General features: G+C 73.5%; 12 protein-coding genes. 3 read left to right on the top strand and 9 right to left on the bottom strand.

Going from position 1 to position 12,112, the window contains the following annotated elements:
• Positions 1-265 precede the first annotated feature (265 nt).
• A complete protein-coding gene (locus ETU37_RS17735) occupies positions 266-1,315 on the top strand; it encodes a ParA family protein (protein WP_420819117.1) in 1,050 nt (349 codons plus the stop codon).
• Positions 1,312-2,379 (top strand): ParB/RepB/Spo0J family partition protein, encoded by a 1,068-nt coding sequence (locus ETU37_RS17730; protein WP_129988675.1) that lies wholly within the window; start codon positions 1,312-1,314, stop codon positions 2,377-2,379. Before ETU37_RS17735 ends, ETU37_RS17730 begins: the two co-directional genes overlap by 4 nt.
• An 87-nt stretch (positions 2,380-2,466) precedes the next feature.
• Here ETU37_RS17730 and ETU37_RS17725 read toward each other — a convergent pair whose 3' ends face one another.
• The 4 genes from ETU37_RS17725 to ETU37_RS17710 are packed head-to-tail and all read right to left on the bottom strand — an operon-like array spanning position 2,467 to position 6,724.
• On the bottom strand, positions 2,467-3,537 hold the full coding sequence (locus tag ETU37_RS17725; protein WP_129988674.1) for an NAD-dependent epimerase/dehydratase family protein: 1,071 nt from the start codon (positions 3,535-3,537) through the stop codon (positions 2,467-2,469).
• Between the two features lie 44 nt (positions 3,538-3,581).
• A complete protein-coding gene (locus ETU37_RS17720) occupies positions 3,582-4,361 on the bottom strand; it encodes a lysophospholipid acyltransferase family protein (RefSeq protein ID WP_129988673.1) in 780 nt (259 codons plus the stop codon).
• Positions 4,362-4,377: 16 nt separating this feature from the next.
• Positions 4,378-5,367, bottom strand: a complete 990-nt coding sequence (locus tag ETU37_RS17715) for a D-alanine--D-alanine ligase family protein (RefSeq protein ID WP_129988672.1) — start codon at positions 5,365-5,367, stop codon at positions 4,378-4,380.
• A 10-nt stretch (positions 5,368-5,377) separates the two neighbouring features.
• Complete coding sequence (locus ETU37_RS17710; RefSeq protein WP_129988671.1) at positions 5,378-6,724, bottom strand: aminotransferase-like domain-containing protein; 1,347 nt, start codon at positions 6,722-6,724, stop codon at positions 5,378-5,380.
• Positions 6,725-6,791: 67 nt separating this feature from the next.
• On the opposite strand from ETU37_RS17710, the gene ETU37_RS17705 reads away from it, so the two are divergent.
• Complete coding sequence (locus ETU37_RS17705) at positions 6,792-7,481, top strand: GNAT family N-acetyltransferase (RefSeq protein ID WP_129988670.1); 690 nt, start codon at positions 6,792-6,794, stop codon at positions 7,479-7,481.
• Between the two features lie 45 nt (positions 7,482-7,526).
• Here the strand turns inward: ETU37_RS17705 and ETU37_RS17700 are convergent, their stop codons facing one another.
• The 5 genes from ETU37_RS17700 to sigM form a co-directional block, all read right to left on the bottom strand.
• Entirely contained in the window at positions 7,527-8,726 is a 1,200-nt protein-coding gene (locus ETU37_RS17700) for an N-acetylmuramoyl-L-alanine amidase (RefSeq protein ID WP_129988669.1), read from the bottom strand.
• Positions 8,727-9,016: 290 nt separating this feature from the next.
• Entirely contained in the window at positions 9,017-9,334 is a 318-nt protein-coding gene (gene trxA, locus ETU37_RS17695; protein WP_129988798.1) for a thioredoxin, read from the bottom strand.
• Positions 9,335-9,455: 121 nt separating this feature from the next.
• The gene (gene trxB / locus ETU37_RS17690; RefSeq protein WP_129988668.1) at positions 9,456-10,496 is read right to left on the bottom strand and encodes a thioredoxin-disulfide reductase; all 1,041 of its coding nucleotides are present in this window, start codon (positions 10,494-10,496) and stop codon (positions 9,456-9,458) included.
• Positions 10,497-10,604: 108 nt separating this feature from the next.
• Positions 10,605-11,369, bottom strand: coding sequence for a hypothetical protein (locus tag ETU37_RS17685; protein ID WP_129988667.1), 765 nt, complete (start codon positions 11,367-11,369; stop codon positions 10,605-10,607).
• On the bottom strand, positions 11,366-12,103 hold the full coding sequence (sigM, locus tag ETU37_RS17680) for an RNA polymerase sigma factor SigM (protein WP_129988666.1): 738 nt from the start codon (positions 12,101-12,103) through the stop codon (positions 11,366-11,368). Before sigM ends, ETU37_RS17685 begins: the two co-directional genes overlap by 4 nt.
• Between the last annotated feature and the right edge of the window lie 9 nt (positions 12,104-12,112).

The raw sequence follows: 12,112 nt of genomic DNA, 5'->3' as shown, positions 1-12,112 counted from the left end.
CAGCGGTCTCGGATGGCCGGCTCTTCGCGGCTCATCGACGGACGCCACCGGGGTCTCGCAGACCGTCCCCACGCTCGGCTGGCCGAGATACCCACAGAATCCACAGATTGATCCACAGACCGTGCATGAGTTGGCGGCGCCGTCGGATGTTTCACGTGAAACAGAGCCTCTGGCGGCGGCCATGACGGCGGACACCGCGGACACCGAGGCGGCGGTTTCACGTGAAACCATCTCGGCAGCGCCCCCGGTTGACCAGGAGAAGCCCGTGACACCTTCCCTCCCGACCGCGCCCTCGTCGCCCGAGCCGTCGCGCTTCGGTCCGGCGCCGGCACCGGGGGCCGCGTACCGCACCGCGGGCGACTACGCCCTGGGTGCCAGCGCCCTGGACGACTCCACCCCGCTGGCCCGCACGGTCGAGCAGGAGCTGATGGTGCGGGCCGGCCTGCACCTGCGCGGACCACTGCCGCGCCCGCCACAGACGCGCGTGATGGTCGTCGCCAACCAGAAGGGCGGCGTCGGCAAGACCACGACGACGGTCAACATGGCGGCGGCGCTGGCGCAGGGCGGGCTCCGGGTCCTCGTCGTCGACCTGGACCCTCAGGGCAACGCCTCGACAGCGCTGTCCATCGACCACCACCGGGGGACCCTCTCGACCTACGACGCGATCGTCGACGGCACCGACCTTGCTGAGATCGTCCAGCCGAGCCCGGAGATCGAGCACCTCTTCGTCGTGCCCGCGACGATCGACCTGGCCGGCGCGGAGATCGAGCTGGTCAGCATGGTGGCGCGCGAGAGTCGGCTGCGGAAGGCCCTGCACGCCCACCCGCAGATCCTTGCCGACACCGAGGACCGCTTCGACTACGTGCTGATCGACTGCCCGCCGTCGCTCGGCCTGCTCACGCTGAACGCGCTCGTGGCCGGCGACGAGATGCTGATCCCGATCCAGGCGGAGTACTACGCGTTGGAGGGACTCGGCCAGCTGCTCGAGACCGTCGAGATGGTGAAGGCGCACCTGAACCCCGGTCTCGACGTCTCCACGATCGTGCTGACCATGTACGACGCCCGCACCCGGCTGTCCGCCGGCGTCGCCGAGGAGGTCCGCGGCCACTTCGGCGACCAGGTGCTGCGCACCGCGATCCCGCGGTCCGTGCGGATCTCGGAGGCACCGAGCTACGGCCAGACCGTCATGACGTACGACCCCAGCTCGCCCGGGGCGCTGAGCTATCTCGAGGCCGCGCGGGAGATGGCCTTCCGCGTCGAGCCGGAGGCCGCCGCCGCCGCGTCGACCATCGCGAACCAGGGAGAGGCCCGATGAACCAGAAGCCCCAGCAGCGTCGTGGACTCGGCCGCGGACTCGGGTCGCTCATCCCGACCGCCCCCGCCGGCCCGCCCCCGGCCGGCGCGGCCGGCGCGCCGTCGGGCAATGGGCACATGTCCGACACGTCCGACTCGTCGCGCTTGCTGGCTGCTTCCGCTCCCGACGGGAGCTCCGGCATCTCCGACTCCGTCCCCCCACCGACGACGGACGGCCAGGGACTGACCCCGGTCGTGGGAGCGCACTTCGCGGAGCTGCCGGTCACCGCGATCAGCCCCAACCCGCGTCAGCCCCGCCAGGTCTTCGACGAGGACGCGATGGCCGAGCTGGTGCACTCCATCAAGGAGATCGGGCTGCTCCAGCCCGTCGTGGTCCGGGCGGTGGGCGATCGGGACGGCGAGCCGCGCTACGAGCTGATCATGGGCGAGCGCCGCTGGCGGGCGACGCAGGAGGCCGGGCTCGACGTCATCCCCGCGATCGTCCGCGACACCAGCGACGACGACCTGCTGCGCGACGCCCTGCTCGAGAACCTGCACCGGTCGCAGCTGAACCCGCTCGAGGAGGCGGCCGCGTACCAGCAGCTGCTCGACGACTTCGGCTGCACCCACGAGGAGCTTGCCGGCCGGATCGGTCGCAGCCGCCCGCAGATCAGCAACACGCTGCGCCTGCTCAAGCTCTCCCCGGCCGTGCAGCGCCGGGTCGCTGCCGGGGTCCTGTCCGCCGGGCACGCCCGCGCCCTGCTGGCCGTCGACAACGCCGACATCCAGGACCGGCTCGCCGGCCGGGTCGTCGCGGAGGGCATCTCCGTGCGCGGCCTGGAGGAGATCGTGACGGTCGGCGACCTCGGGTCCGGGGCGCGTCCGGCCGTCCGCCGGAACAAGCCGACGGCCCCCGCGTTGGCCGACCTCGCGGAGCGGCTGAGCGACCGGCTGGAGACCCGGGTCAAGGTCGACCTGGGCCGGTCGAAGGGGAAGATCACGGTCGAGTTCGCCTCGATCCCGGACCTCGAGCGGATCGTCGCCATCATGGACCCGAACGCGGGCTCGTCACCGTCGACAGATTGATTGGTCGATCTGTCGATTTGTCGACAAAGAGACAAGTCGACCCGGCTGCACGCCGCTGACCTGCGGTTTCACCCTCGGAGGGGTGCGTCAGGCCGTCGGCACCGGCGCGGACACGGGTGACGTCCCGGGCGCCTCCGCTCGCCAGGCGGTGACCAGCTCGGCCTCGTAGGCCGGGGTGAGACCCGCCCGACGATCGCGGTCCAGGCCGCGTTCTCGCTCCCAGGCGAGACTCGCGCGGACGATCTCGGCGAGCGGGCGGAAGGTCAGCCCGGCCTGCTCGGCGGCCGCGACGTCGCGGGTCATGAAACCGGCGTACTCGGGCTGGGGCAGCCACAGCGGCAGCGAGTCCGGGCCCATCCACGGGGTGACTTCCCGGCCCTGGAGCCAGCCGTCGGACGGTTCCGCGGCGGCCGGAGGCGGTCCGTCGAGGGCCGCGGCGCAGGCGTCGTACAGGTCGCCCAACGTCAGCGACGGGCTCATCGCGTTCACCACGCCGCCGGTGCGGTCGGCGGCGCAGCGCACGAGCCAGGCGGCGAAGTCCTCGACGTCGACCACCTGCAGGGCCTGGTCCCTGGGGGCGAGCAGCACCTCGCCGTCGACGTCTCGGTGGGGGGAGCCGGCCGCGCGGGCGAACCGGGCCGGCCAGTAGCCGAAGCGGTCGCTGCGGTCGCCATACCCCACGATGAGCCCGGATCGGGCGACCAGCGCGTCCGGCCTGGCGGCGAGGACGGCCTGCTCGCAGGCGACCTTCGCCGGGCCGTACTCCTCGTCCGGAGCCAGGGCGAGCGGGTCCGGCCCGACCCACGGCTCGTGCAGGGCCGCCGACTCGTCGGCGCCGGGGGTGCCGTTGTCGGCGTAGACGCTGCAGGTGGACACGAACAGCCAGTGGCCGGCCCGGGCGGCGAGCGCGTCGAGGGCGCCGCGCACGTGGACCGGCTGCCGGGCCACGTCGACGACCGCGTCCCTGTCGCGCGAGGCGACCTCGGTGTACGCCGCGGCCGGGTCGTCGCGGTCGCCGGTCACCCAGGTGACGCCGTCGGGGACGGAGCCGGAGGAGCCGCGGGCCAGGCAGGTGACGTCGTGTCCGGCGTCGCGGGCGTGCCGCGCCACCGCGCCGCCGAGCCAGGAGGTGCCGCCGAGGACGAGGAGGGTGCTCATGGGCCGCAGCAGAGCACGGCCGCCGCGGGCCGCGCCAGAGCGGTTCACTCAGGGCGGAACGTGCGGGCCTCGCGCTCGGCCCGGCGGGCCGCGCGACGCTCCTTCTCCTCGGCGTCGAGCCGGGCGGCCTCGTCGGGGGTGGGTGCGCTGCCGCCGTACGACGCGGGCAGCCACCACGAGCCGGGCGGCTGCTCCGCGGCCGGGTAGCCGCGGACGGCCTCGTCGAGCATCGCGCTCATCGCGGCGTGCAGCTCGGCGGTCTCGGCGACCGGGTCGGCGCCGGTGGGGTGCAGCGGCTCGCCGACGTGGATCGCGATGGTCTTGCCGCGGGAGAAGTCGCGCGGGTGGTCCTTGGTGTACATCCGCTGCGTCCCCCACAGCACCACCGGCAGGACCGGTACACCGGCCTCGGCCGCCATCCGCACGGCACCGGTCTTGAGCTCCTTGATCTCGAACGACCGGGAGATGGTGGCCTCGGGGAAGATGCCGACGATCTCGCCGGCGCGGAGGTAGCGCACGCCCTCGTCGTACGACGCCGTCCCCTCGGCGCGGTCGACCTCGATGTGGTGCAGCGACCGCATCAGCGGCCCGGTGAGCCGGTGGTCGAACAGCTCGCGCTTGGCCATGAACCGGACCAGCCGGTGCGAGGGCTGGGCGGCGTACCCGCCGAGCACGAAGTCGACGTAGGAGACGTGGTTGTAGGCCAGCACGGCCCCGCCGGTGCGGGGGACCCGCTCGGTGCCGGTCAGGTCGAAGCGCAGCCCGAGGGCGCGGAACGCCACCTTGGCCGTGACGATGATCGGCGGGTACGTGAGGTCGCGCATCGGCCGATCCTGTCAGTCAGGGGGTGCGGCGGGCCACCGCGGCGCGCACCAGGTCACCGACGAGGGTGCCGAGGTCGAGCCCGGCGGCCTGGACGGACAGCGGCACCGTGGAGGTCTCGGTCAGTCCCGGGGCCACGTTGACCTCCAGGAACCAGACCCGCCCCTCGGCGTCGATCATCAGGTCGGAGCGGGAGAGGTCGCGCAGGCCCAGCGCGGCGTGGATCGTCTCGGCGACCCGGGCGCACTCGGCGGCGAGGTCGTCGTCGATCTTCGCGGGCACGACGAACTCCGTGCTCCCGGCGGTGTAGCGCGCGGTGTAGTCGTAGACGCCGCCGTCCGGCTTGACCTCGACGACCGGCAGCGCGCGCGGGCCCTCGCCGGTGTCGATGACCGGCACGGCGACCTCGACGCCCTCGATGCACTGCTCGACGAGCGCGGTGTCGCCGTAGGCGAACGCGTCGACCATCGCGCTGGGCAGGTCGTCGGCGGACCGGACGACCGAGCAGCCGAGCGCGGAGCCACCCTTGGCCGGCTTCACGATCAGCGGCAGCCCGAGCGCCGCGACCAGCAGGTGCATCACCATGGCCGCACCGAGCTCGCGGAACGTCTCGTGCGGCAGCGTGACGGACGGCGGCGTGTGCAGCCCGGCGCCCTGGGCGACGACCTTGGCGACCGGCTTGTCGAAGGCGACCCGGGAGGCCGCGGGGCCGGCGCCGACGTACGGCAGGCCGACCAGCTCGAGGATCTCGCGCAGCGCGCCGTCCTCGCCGGTCTCGCCGTGCAGCAGCGGTACGACGCAGTCGGGGGTGTGGTCCGCGAGCCAGGGGAGCAGGCCCGCGTCGACGTCGCGCTCGTCGACCTCGAAGCCGGCGTCGCGCAGCGCCTCGGCCACGCGACGGCCCGAACGGATCGACACGTCCCGCTCGTGGGAGAGGCCACCGGCGAGCACCAGCACCCGGGTGGACGATCCGGCGCCGTCCTGAGCTTGTCGAAGGGTCGAGACCAACGTCTGCTCCTCAGGTCAGGTCGCTGTTGGGGGCTTCGTAGCCGCGCTGGAGGTGCCGGGAGGGCGCACCGAAGGTCTCGCGCAGCTCGAGCTCCTCCTCGATCACGCCGGTCAGCCGGCGCACGCCCTCCCGGATCCGCTCGGCCGTCGGGTAGCAGAAGGAGAGCCGCATGCTCTGTGCCCCGAACCCGTCCGCGAAGAACGCGGTGCCCGGCACGTAGGCCACCCGCGCGGTCACCGCGCGCGGCAGCATCGCCTTGGCGTCGAGCCCGTCGGGGAGCGTCAGCCAGACGTAGAAGCCGCCGGCCGGGACGTTCCACCGGGCGGCCGCGGGCATCAGGTCGTCCAGCGCGCCGATCATCGCGTCACGCCGCTCGCGGTACATCTCGCGGAACTGCTTGATCTGGCCGAGCCAGTCGTGGTGGGTGAGGTACGACGACACCGCCATCTGCGAGAACGCCGGCGGGCACAGCGTCGCGGACTCCTGGGCCAGCACGAGCTTCTCGCGGACGGCGTGCGGCGCGAGCACCCAGCCGACCCGGAAGCCCGGCGCGAAGGTCTTGGAGAACGACCCGAGGTAGATCACCCCGTCGGCCTCGTCGGCCCGCAGCGCGGGGATCGGGTCGCCGTCGAAGCCCAGGAGGCCGTAGGGGTTGTCCTCGAGCACCAGCACGTCGGCCTCGCGACAGATCTCGAGGATCTCGGTGCGCCGCTCCGCGGACAGCGTGACGCCGGCGGGGTTGTGGTAGTTGGGGATCGTGTAGAGGAACTTGATCCGGCGGCCCTGTGCCTGCACGGTGGCGATCGCGTCACGCAGCGCCGAGGGCACGAGCCCCTCGCTGTCCATCTCGCAGTGCACGACGTCGCACTCGTAGGCGCGGAACACGCCCAGCGCCCCGACGTACGACGGCGCCTCGCAGATCACCACGTCGCCCGGGTCGCAGAAGATCCGGGTCACCAGGTCGACGGCCTGCTGCGAGCCGACCGTGACGACGACGTCGTCGGGGTGCGCCTCGATGCCCTCGAGCCGCATCACGTCGCAGATCTGCTCGCGCAGCGTCGGGTCGCCCTGGCCGGAGCCGTACTGCATCGCGGTGGCGCCATTGGTCTGGACCAGGTCGTGGATGGCCTGGCCGACGACGTCGAGCGGGAGGCCTGAGATGTTCGGCATCCCGCCGGCCAGCGAGACCACCTCGGGCCGGCTGGCGACGGAGAACAAGGCGCGGATCTCGGAGGCGGTCATCCCGTTGGTGCGGGCGGCGTAGCGGTCGACGTAGCTGTCCAGCCGGGTGCGTCCGGGCTCGCCGCGCCCGGTGCTCTCGGCGCGGCCGATCTCGCGTCTGGTCTGCTCGGACATCACTACTCCTCCGGTGCAGTCCTAGGATGAAGCATCGCCTGACGGCGCGTCCGAGAGGGGCCACGACATGGGACTGATCCGCCCGGGACGCCAGCTCGCCCGGCTGACCCTCGACACGCTGGCCGACCTGCCCGACGACGTCCGGTCGTGCCTGTTCTGGGAGCTCGACCCGGTCCGCCGCGAGCGCGCGCTGCGCGCCGGCGAGGCCAAGAGCGAGAAGGAGGCCTGGCTCTCCGGTGTCCTGCTCGACTGGGGGTCGTGCGGCCGGGTGGCGTACGTCGACGACCGTGCGGTCGGGTTCATCGTGTTCGCCCCGGCGCCGTACCTCCCCGGCGCCGAGGCGATGCCGACCGCGCCGATCAGCGAGGACGCCGTGCTGCTGTCGACGGCGTTCGTGCTGCCGGAGTACGCCGGCGGCGGGATCGGCCGGATGCTCATGCAGAGCGTCGTCCGCGACCTGGTGAAACGCGGCGGAATCCGCGCGGTCGAGGCGTTCGGCGACACCCGGGCGCCGAAGCGCGGCGGGGTCGAGCACACCTGCTGCGTCCTGCCGGCGGATTACCTGCTGGCGGTGGGGTTCAAGACCCAGCGACCGCACCCGCGCTTCCCGCGGATGCGGCTCGAGGTGAAGTCGGCGGTCACCTGGCGCGGCGAGGTCGAGGCGGCGCTGGAGAAGCTGCTCGGGGCGGTCCGTCCGGGCCGGGCGCCGCAGCCCGCGGCCGGCAACCGGGGCGCGCACCGGGAGAAGCTGGACTGACACCCCGTTCCGTCCCGGGTGACCGAGACCGCCCCGGGGCGAGGCTCAGCGGACGGCCGCGCGCAGCTCGTCGAAGCGCAGGAACCCGGTGCGGGTGTCGGTCTCGGGGGACAGGTACATCCGCTGCACCGCGACCACGATCGCCTCGGCCACCACGTCGCGGAACGCCGGGTCGCCGAGGCGGGCGGCGTCGCCCGGGTTGGTGAGGTAGCCGACGTCGATCCGCACGGCGGGCATCTTGGTGCGGCGCAGCAGGTCCCAGTTCTTGGCGTGCGAGCGCAGGTCGGTCAGGTCGGTGCGCGCGACGATCTCGCGCTGCACGAGGCTGGCGAACCGCTCGCCGGCAGACGACCAGGCGTGGTGGGCGTCGAGGCCGAAGAAGTACGTCGAGACGCCCGCCGCGTCGGCATTGCTGGACGCGTCGACCTGCAGCGAGATCACCAGGTGCGCGTCGGTGCGGTTGGCGAACTCGGCACGCTCCACCTCGGTCGCCTCGTCGGCCCCCGCGCGCTTGGTCAGGTAGGCCTGCACCCCGGTGGCGACCAGGCGGCCCTCCACGCGGTTGGCGAGGTCGGAGATGAGCGTCTCGGCCCGGGCCGCGATGCCGGCGTCCTGCTCCTTGACGGCCTCGGGCATCCGGGCGACGCAGGGATCGATCACGACGATCTTGCCGGTCAGCTGCGGACCGGCGTCGCGGATCCGCTCCTCGGCGCGCATCGCGTTGGGGCGGCCGCCGCGCACGATCGGGGCGAGCCGGGTCAGGGCCTTGAGGGTGGCCGGGCCGCAGGTGCCGTCGGGCGGCACGCCGACGTTGCGCTGGAACTCCCGGACCGCCAGCTCGGTCCGCCGGCCGAAGCGGCCGTCGATCTTGCCGACCTGGAAGCCGAGGTCGAGCAGCCGCTGCTGCAGCGCGATCACGTCGTCGCCGGAGAGCACGGCGCCCGGCGCGTGGGTGAGCAGACGGTCGCCGAGCCGCCAGCGCGCCTCCTCGAGCATCCGGTAGGTCTGGGGTCCGACGACCCCGTCGACGGACAGGCCGCGCTGCTGCTGGAAGGCGCGGACCGCGCGGTCGAGTGCGGCGTCGTAGGTCGCGGGGGCGGCGGAGTCCTCACCGACGAGCCCGAGGAGGTCCAGACGGGCCCGGATCTCCGCGACGGCCGGACCGGTGTCGCCGACCCGGAAGACCCGGGCGCCGGCCCCCGAGGACTGAGGGGACTGGGGGGACGCAGGGGCGGGATCGGTCAACGTGCCTCCCTCGGTCTCTCGGGGCTCTCGGGCTGTCGGTGGACGACGCGGGCGGGTCGGGGTCGAGCAGGCGGGCACGGCCCGAAGGTTCGTACCCCGAGCGGACCCTCGGTCAAACAGACGCACCAGCGGGCTCCACGGTTGCCGCCGGACCAGACATCGTCAAGTCGGCGCGGCCACGGTGACGCCCGTGACGACGCCGGTGACGATGCCGGCGACGATGCCGGTGACGCAGCGACGCCCGGCCCTGCGAAGGCAGGGACCGGGCGTCGCCGACGGGCACGCGGAGCTCAGCCGATGAAGTCGCTGAGCTCGTTGAGCAGGGCGGCCTTGGGCTTGGCGCCGACGATCTGCTTCACGACCTCGCCGTTCTGGTAGACGTTGAGGGTCGGGATGCCGGTCACGCGGTACTGCGCGGGCGTGACGGGGTTCTCGTCGACGTTCATCTTCACGAACGTGATCTTGTCGCCGTGGGCGGCCTGGATCTCGTCGAGGATCGGGGCCACCTGGCGGCACGGGCCGCACCACTCCGCCCAGAAGTCGACCAGCACGGGCTTGTCGGACTTGAGGACCTCGGTCTCGAAGTCGGCGTCGGTCACGGCTTGCATGTTGGCCACGGGTGCCCTCTTTCGTCGGGGTGGTGTCTTGGACGAGTCGTCTGGTCAGTGAACACGACGGGTCGGACGTTTCTTCCCGACCCTCGCGTCCGTATCGGCGGTGGGTGCGGCGTCAGGCGCCGGCGGTCTGCGCGGTCTCGACCACGACGGCGGCCGCCTCGCGGGCGGTCGCGTCCGACGTACCGGCCGTGGAGGCGGCGTGGTCGAGCGCGGCGAGGTACCGCTCGGCGTCGAGCGCGGCGGCGCAGCCGCTGCCGGCCGCGGTGATCGCCTGGCGGTAGTGGTGGTCGACCAGGTCGCCGCTGGCGAACACGCCGGTCAGGTTGGTCCGCGTGGACGGCTGGTCGACGAGCACGTAGCCCTCGTCGTCGAGCTTGACCTGGCCGGTGATCAGCTCCGAGCGCGGGTCGTGGCCGATCGCGATGAACAGGCCGGTCGCGTCGAGCTCGCGGGTCTCGCCGGTGACGGTGTCGCGCAGGGTCAGCCCGGTGAGCTTGTCGTCGCCGTGGATCTCGGCGACCTCGGAGTTCCAGGCGAAGTCGATCTTGGGGTCGGCGAAGGCGCGCTCCTGCATGATCTTCGAGGCGCGCAGCTCGTCGCGGCGGTGGATCAGCGTGACCCGGGAGCCGAACCGCGACAGGAAGGTCGCCTCCTCGACGGCGGAGTCGCCGCCACCGACGACCGCGATGTGCTGCTCACGGAAGAAGAAGCCGTCGCACGTCGCGCACCAGCTCACGCCGTGGCCGGAGAGCCGGTCCTCGTCGGGCAGGCCGAGCTTGCGGTACCCGGAGCCCATCGCCAGGATCACGGCCCGGGCGCGGTGCTCGGTGCCGGCGCCGTCGGTGACGACCTTGACCTCGCCGTCGAGGTCCATCGCGGTGACGTCGTCGGAGATCAGCTCCGCGCCGAACCGCTCGGCCTGGGCGCGCATGTTGTCCATGAGCTCGGGGCCCATGATCCCGTCGCGGAAGCCGGGGAAGTTCTCGACGTCGGTGGTGGTCATCAGCGCGCCACCGGCGGTGACGGAGCCCTCGAAGACGAGGGGCGCCAGGTTGGCGCGGGCGGCGTACACGGCGGCGGTGTAACCCGCGGGGCCGGAGCCGACGATGATGACGTTGCGGACGTCGGACGTGACGGTGGACTGGTCGGACATGGGGGTCCAGGTCTCCCTGCAGTGGTGGTGCGGCGGTCTGCTGCGTTCAACGAATCCTAGGTGCCGAGCATTCCGCGGGGCACGTCCGCCCGGCGCGTCGCCAGGGGATCAGCGGGCGGGGACGCTGCCCTGCGCGAGCTGGGCGTCACCGGTGTCACAGGCGTAGACCTGCGCCTCGCGCGTCCCACCCGAGGGTGCCCGCAGGACCAGCGTCGCCGGGTCGCCGTCGAAGCGGACCGGCACGGCCTGGTCACCGTCGGCCAGCCTGGGTACGGCGCACGGTGCGAGCGCCGACGCGGTGCCGGGGGTGTCCGCGGTCAGCGCGCGCTGCTGGTCGGCACGGGCGGCGATCCGGGCGAGGTCCTCGTCGAGCGTGGCGCTGCGGACCGGGGCGCGCCGCGCGCCGGCGGCCGCACCCCCGCTCTCGGTCCCGGGGGCGCCGTCGCTGTCCTGGGAGTAGGTCTTCGCGCCGCCCTGGTCGGTGGGGGCGTCGGGAGCGGCCTCCCGCATCATCGAGTCGCCGCCGGCGTCGGCGGTGGTGGCGCTCTCGGACGAGCCGCCGCCGGGCAGCAGGTCGTCGGCGACGGTCCCGATCCCGATCCCGAGCACGGCCACGCTTGCCGCGGCGACCAGGGCGGTGCGCCACCGGCGCCGCCGGGCGCGGGCGGCCGCCAGGTCCGTGACCTCGGCGTGCTCGGAGCCTCCGGCGCGCTCGGCGACCAGGGCGGCGAGCCGGTCGTCGAGGCGGGCGGCCACGTCGGCCGGGAGGGGCCCGGGGTCGGGCAGCTCGCCGAGAAGGCGGCGTACCTCGTCCTGCCGAGGGTCCTGCTCCGGGTCGTGCTGGTCGTCGTGCTGGTCGTCGTGCTCGGTCACGAGGTGCTCACCTCCTCAGGGGGCTCGCCGGGGCGTGCGGACTGCGCCGACGTAGGCGCGGCCGGGCCGGGTGGGGGATCCGGGGTCGTGGATGGGACGCGCGGTGGGTCCGGCCGGTTCCCCGGGGCCAGGTCGGCGAGCATCGGCGCGAGGCGGGCGCGCCCGCGCGAGCAGCGGCTCTTCACGGTGCCGGGGGCGCAGTCGAGGATCTGGGCGGTCTCCTCGACGGAGTACCCCTGCATGTCGACCAGCACGAGTGCCGCGCGCTGCTCGGTGGACAGCGTCGCCAGCGCCGCGAGCACCGCGTCGTCGCGTTCGCGCCGGGCGACGACCTCCGCCGGGTCGTCCACGGTCTCGCCGTGGCTGCCGGAGGCGAGAATCCCGGGCGCTCCGGCGGCGAGGGTCGCGCCGCGCTCGTCGACGTCGTCGGGCAGCGGGTCGGCGACGCGCACCTTGCGGCGACGGAGCCGGTCGAGACAGGCGTTGACGACGATCCGGTGCAGCCACGTGGTGACCGCCGCGTCGCCGCGGTAGGAGTCGGCGCGCCGGAACGCCGCCACCATCGCGTCCTGCAGCGCGTCGGCGGCCTCCTCCGGGTCGCCGGTGGTGCGCAGCGCGACCGCCCAGAGCCGGTCGCGGTGCCGGGTGAACAGGGTGCCGAACGCCTCGGGGTCGCCCGCCAGGTGCGCCGCGACCAGGGCGCGGTCGTCGGGCTCGGGCGGGACGTCGGTCACGAGGTCAGG

This window comes from Nocardioides iriomotensis, assembly GCF_004168035.1.
Lineage (GTDB): Bacteria > Actinomycetota > Actinomycetes > Propionibacteriales > Nocardioidaceae > Nocardioides_B > Nocardioides_B iriomotensis.
Note: the sequence above shows the minus strand (reverse complement) of the source record. Positions and strands in the feature narration are given on the sequence as shown.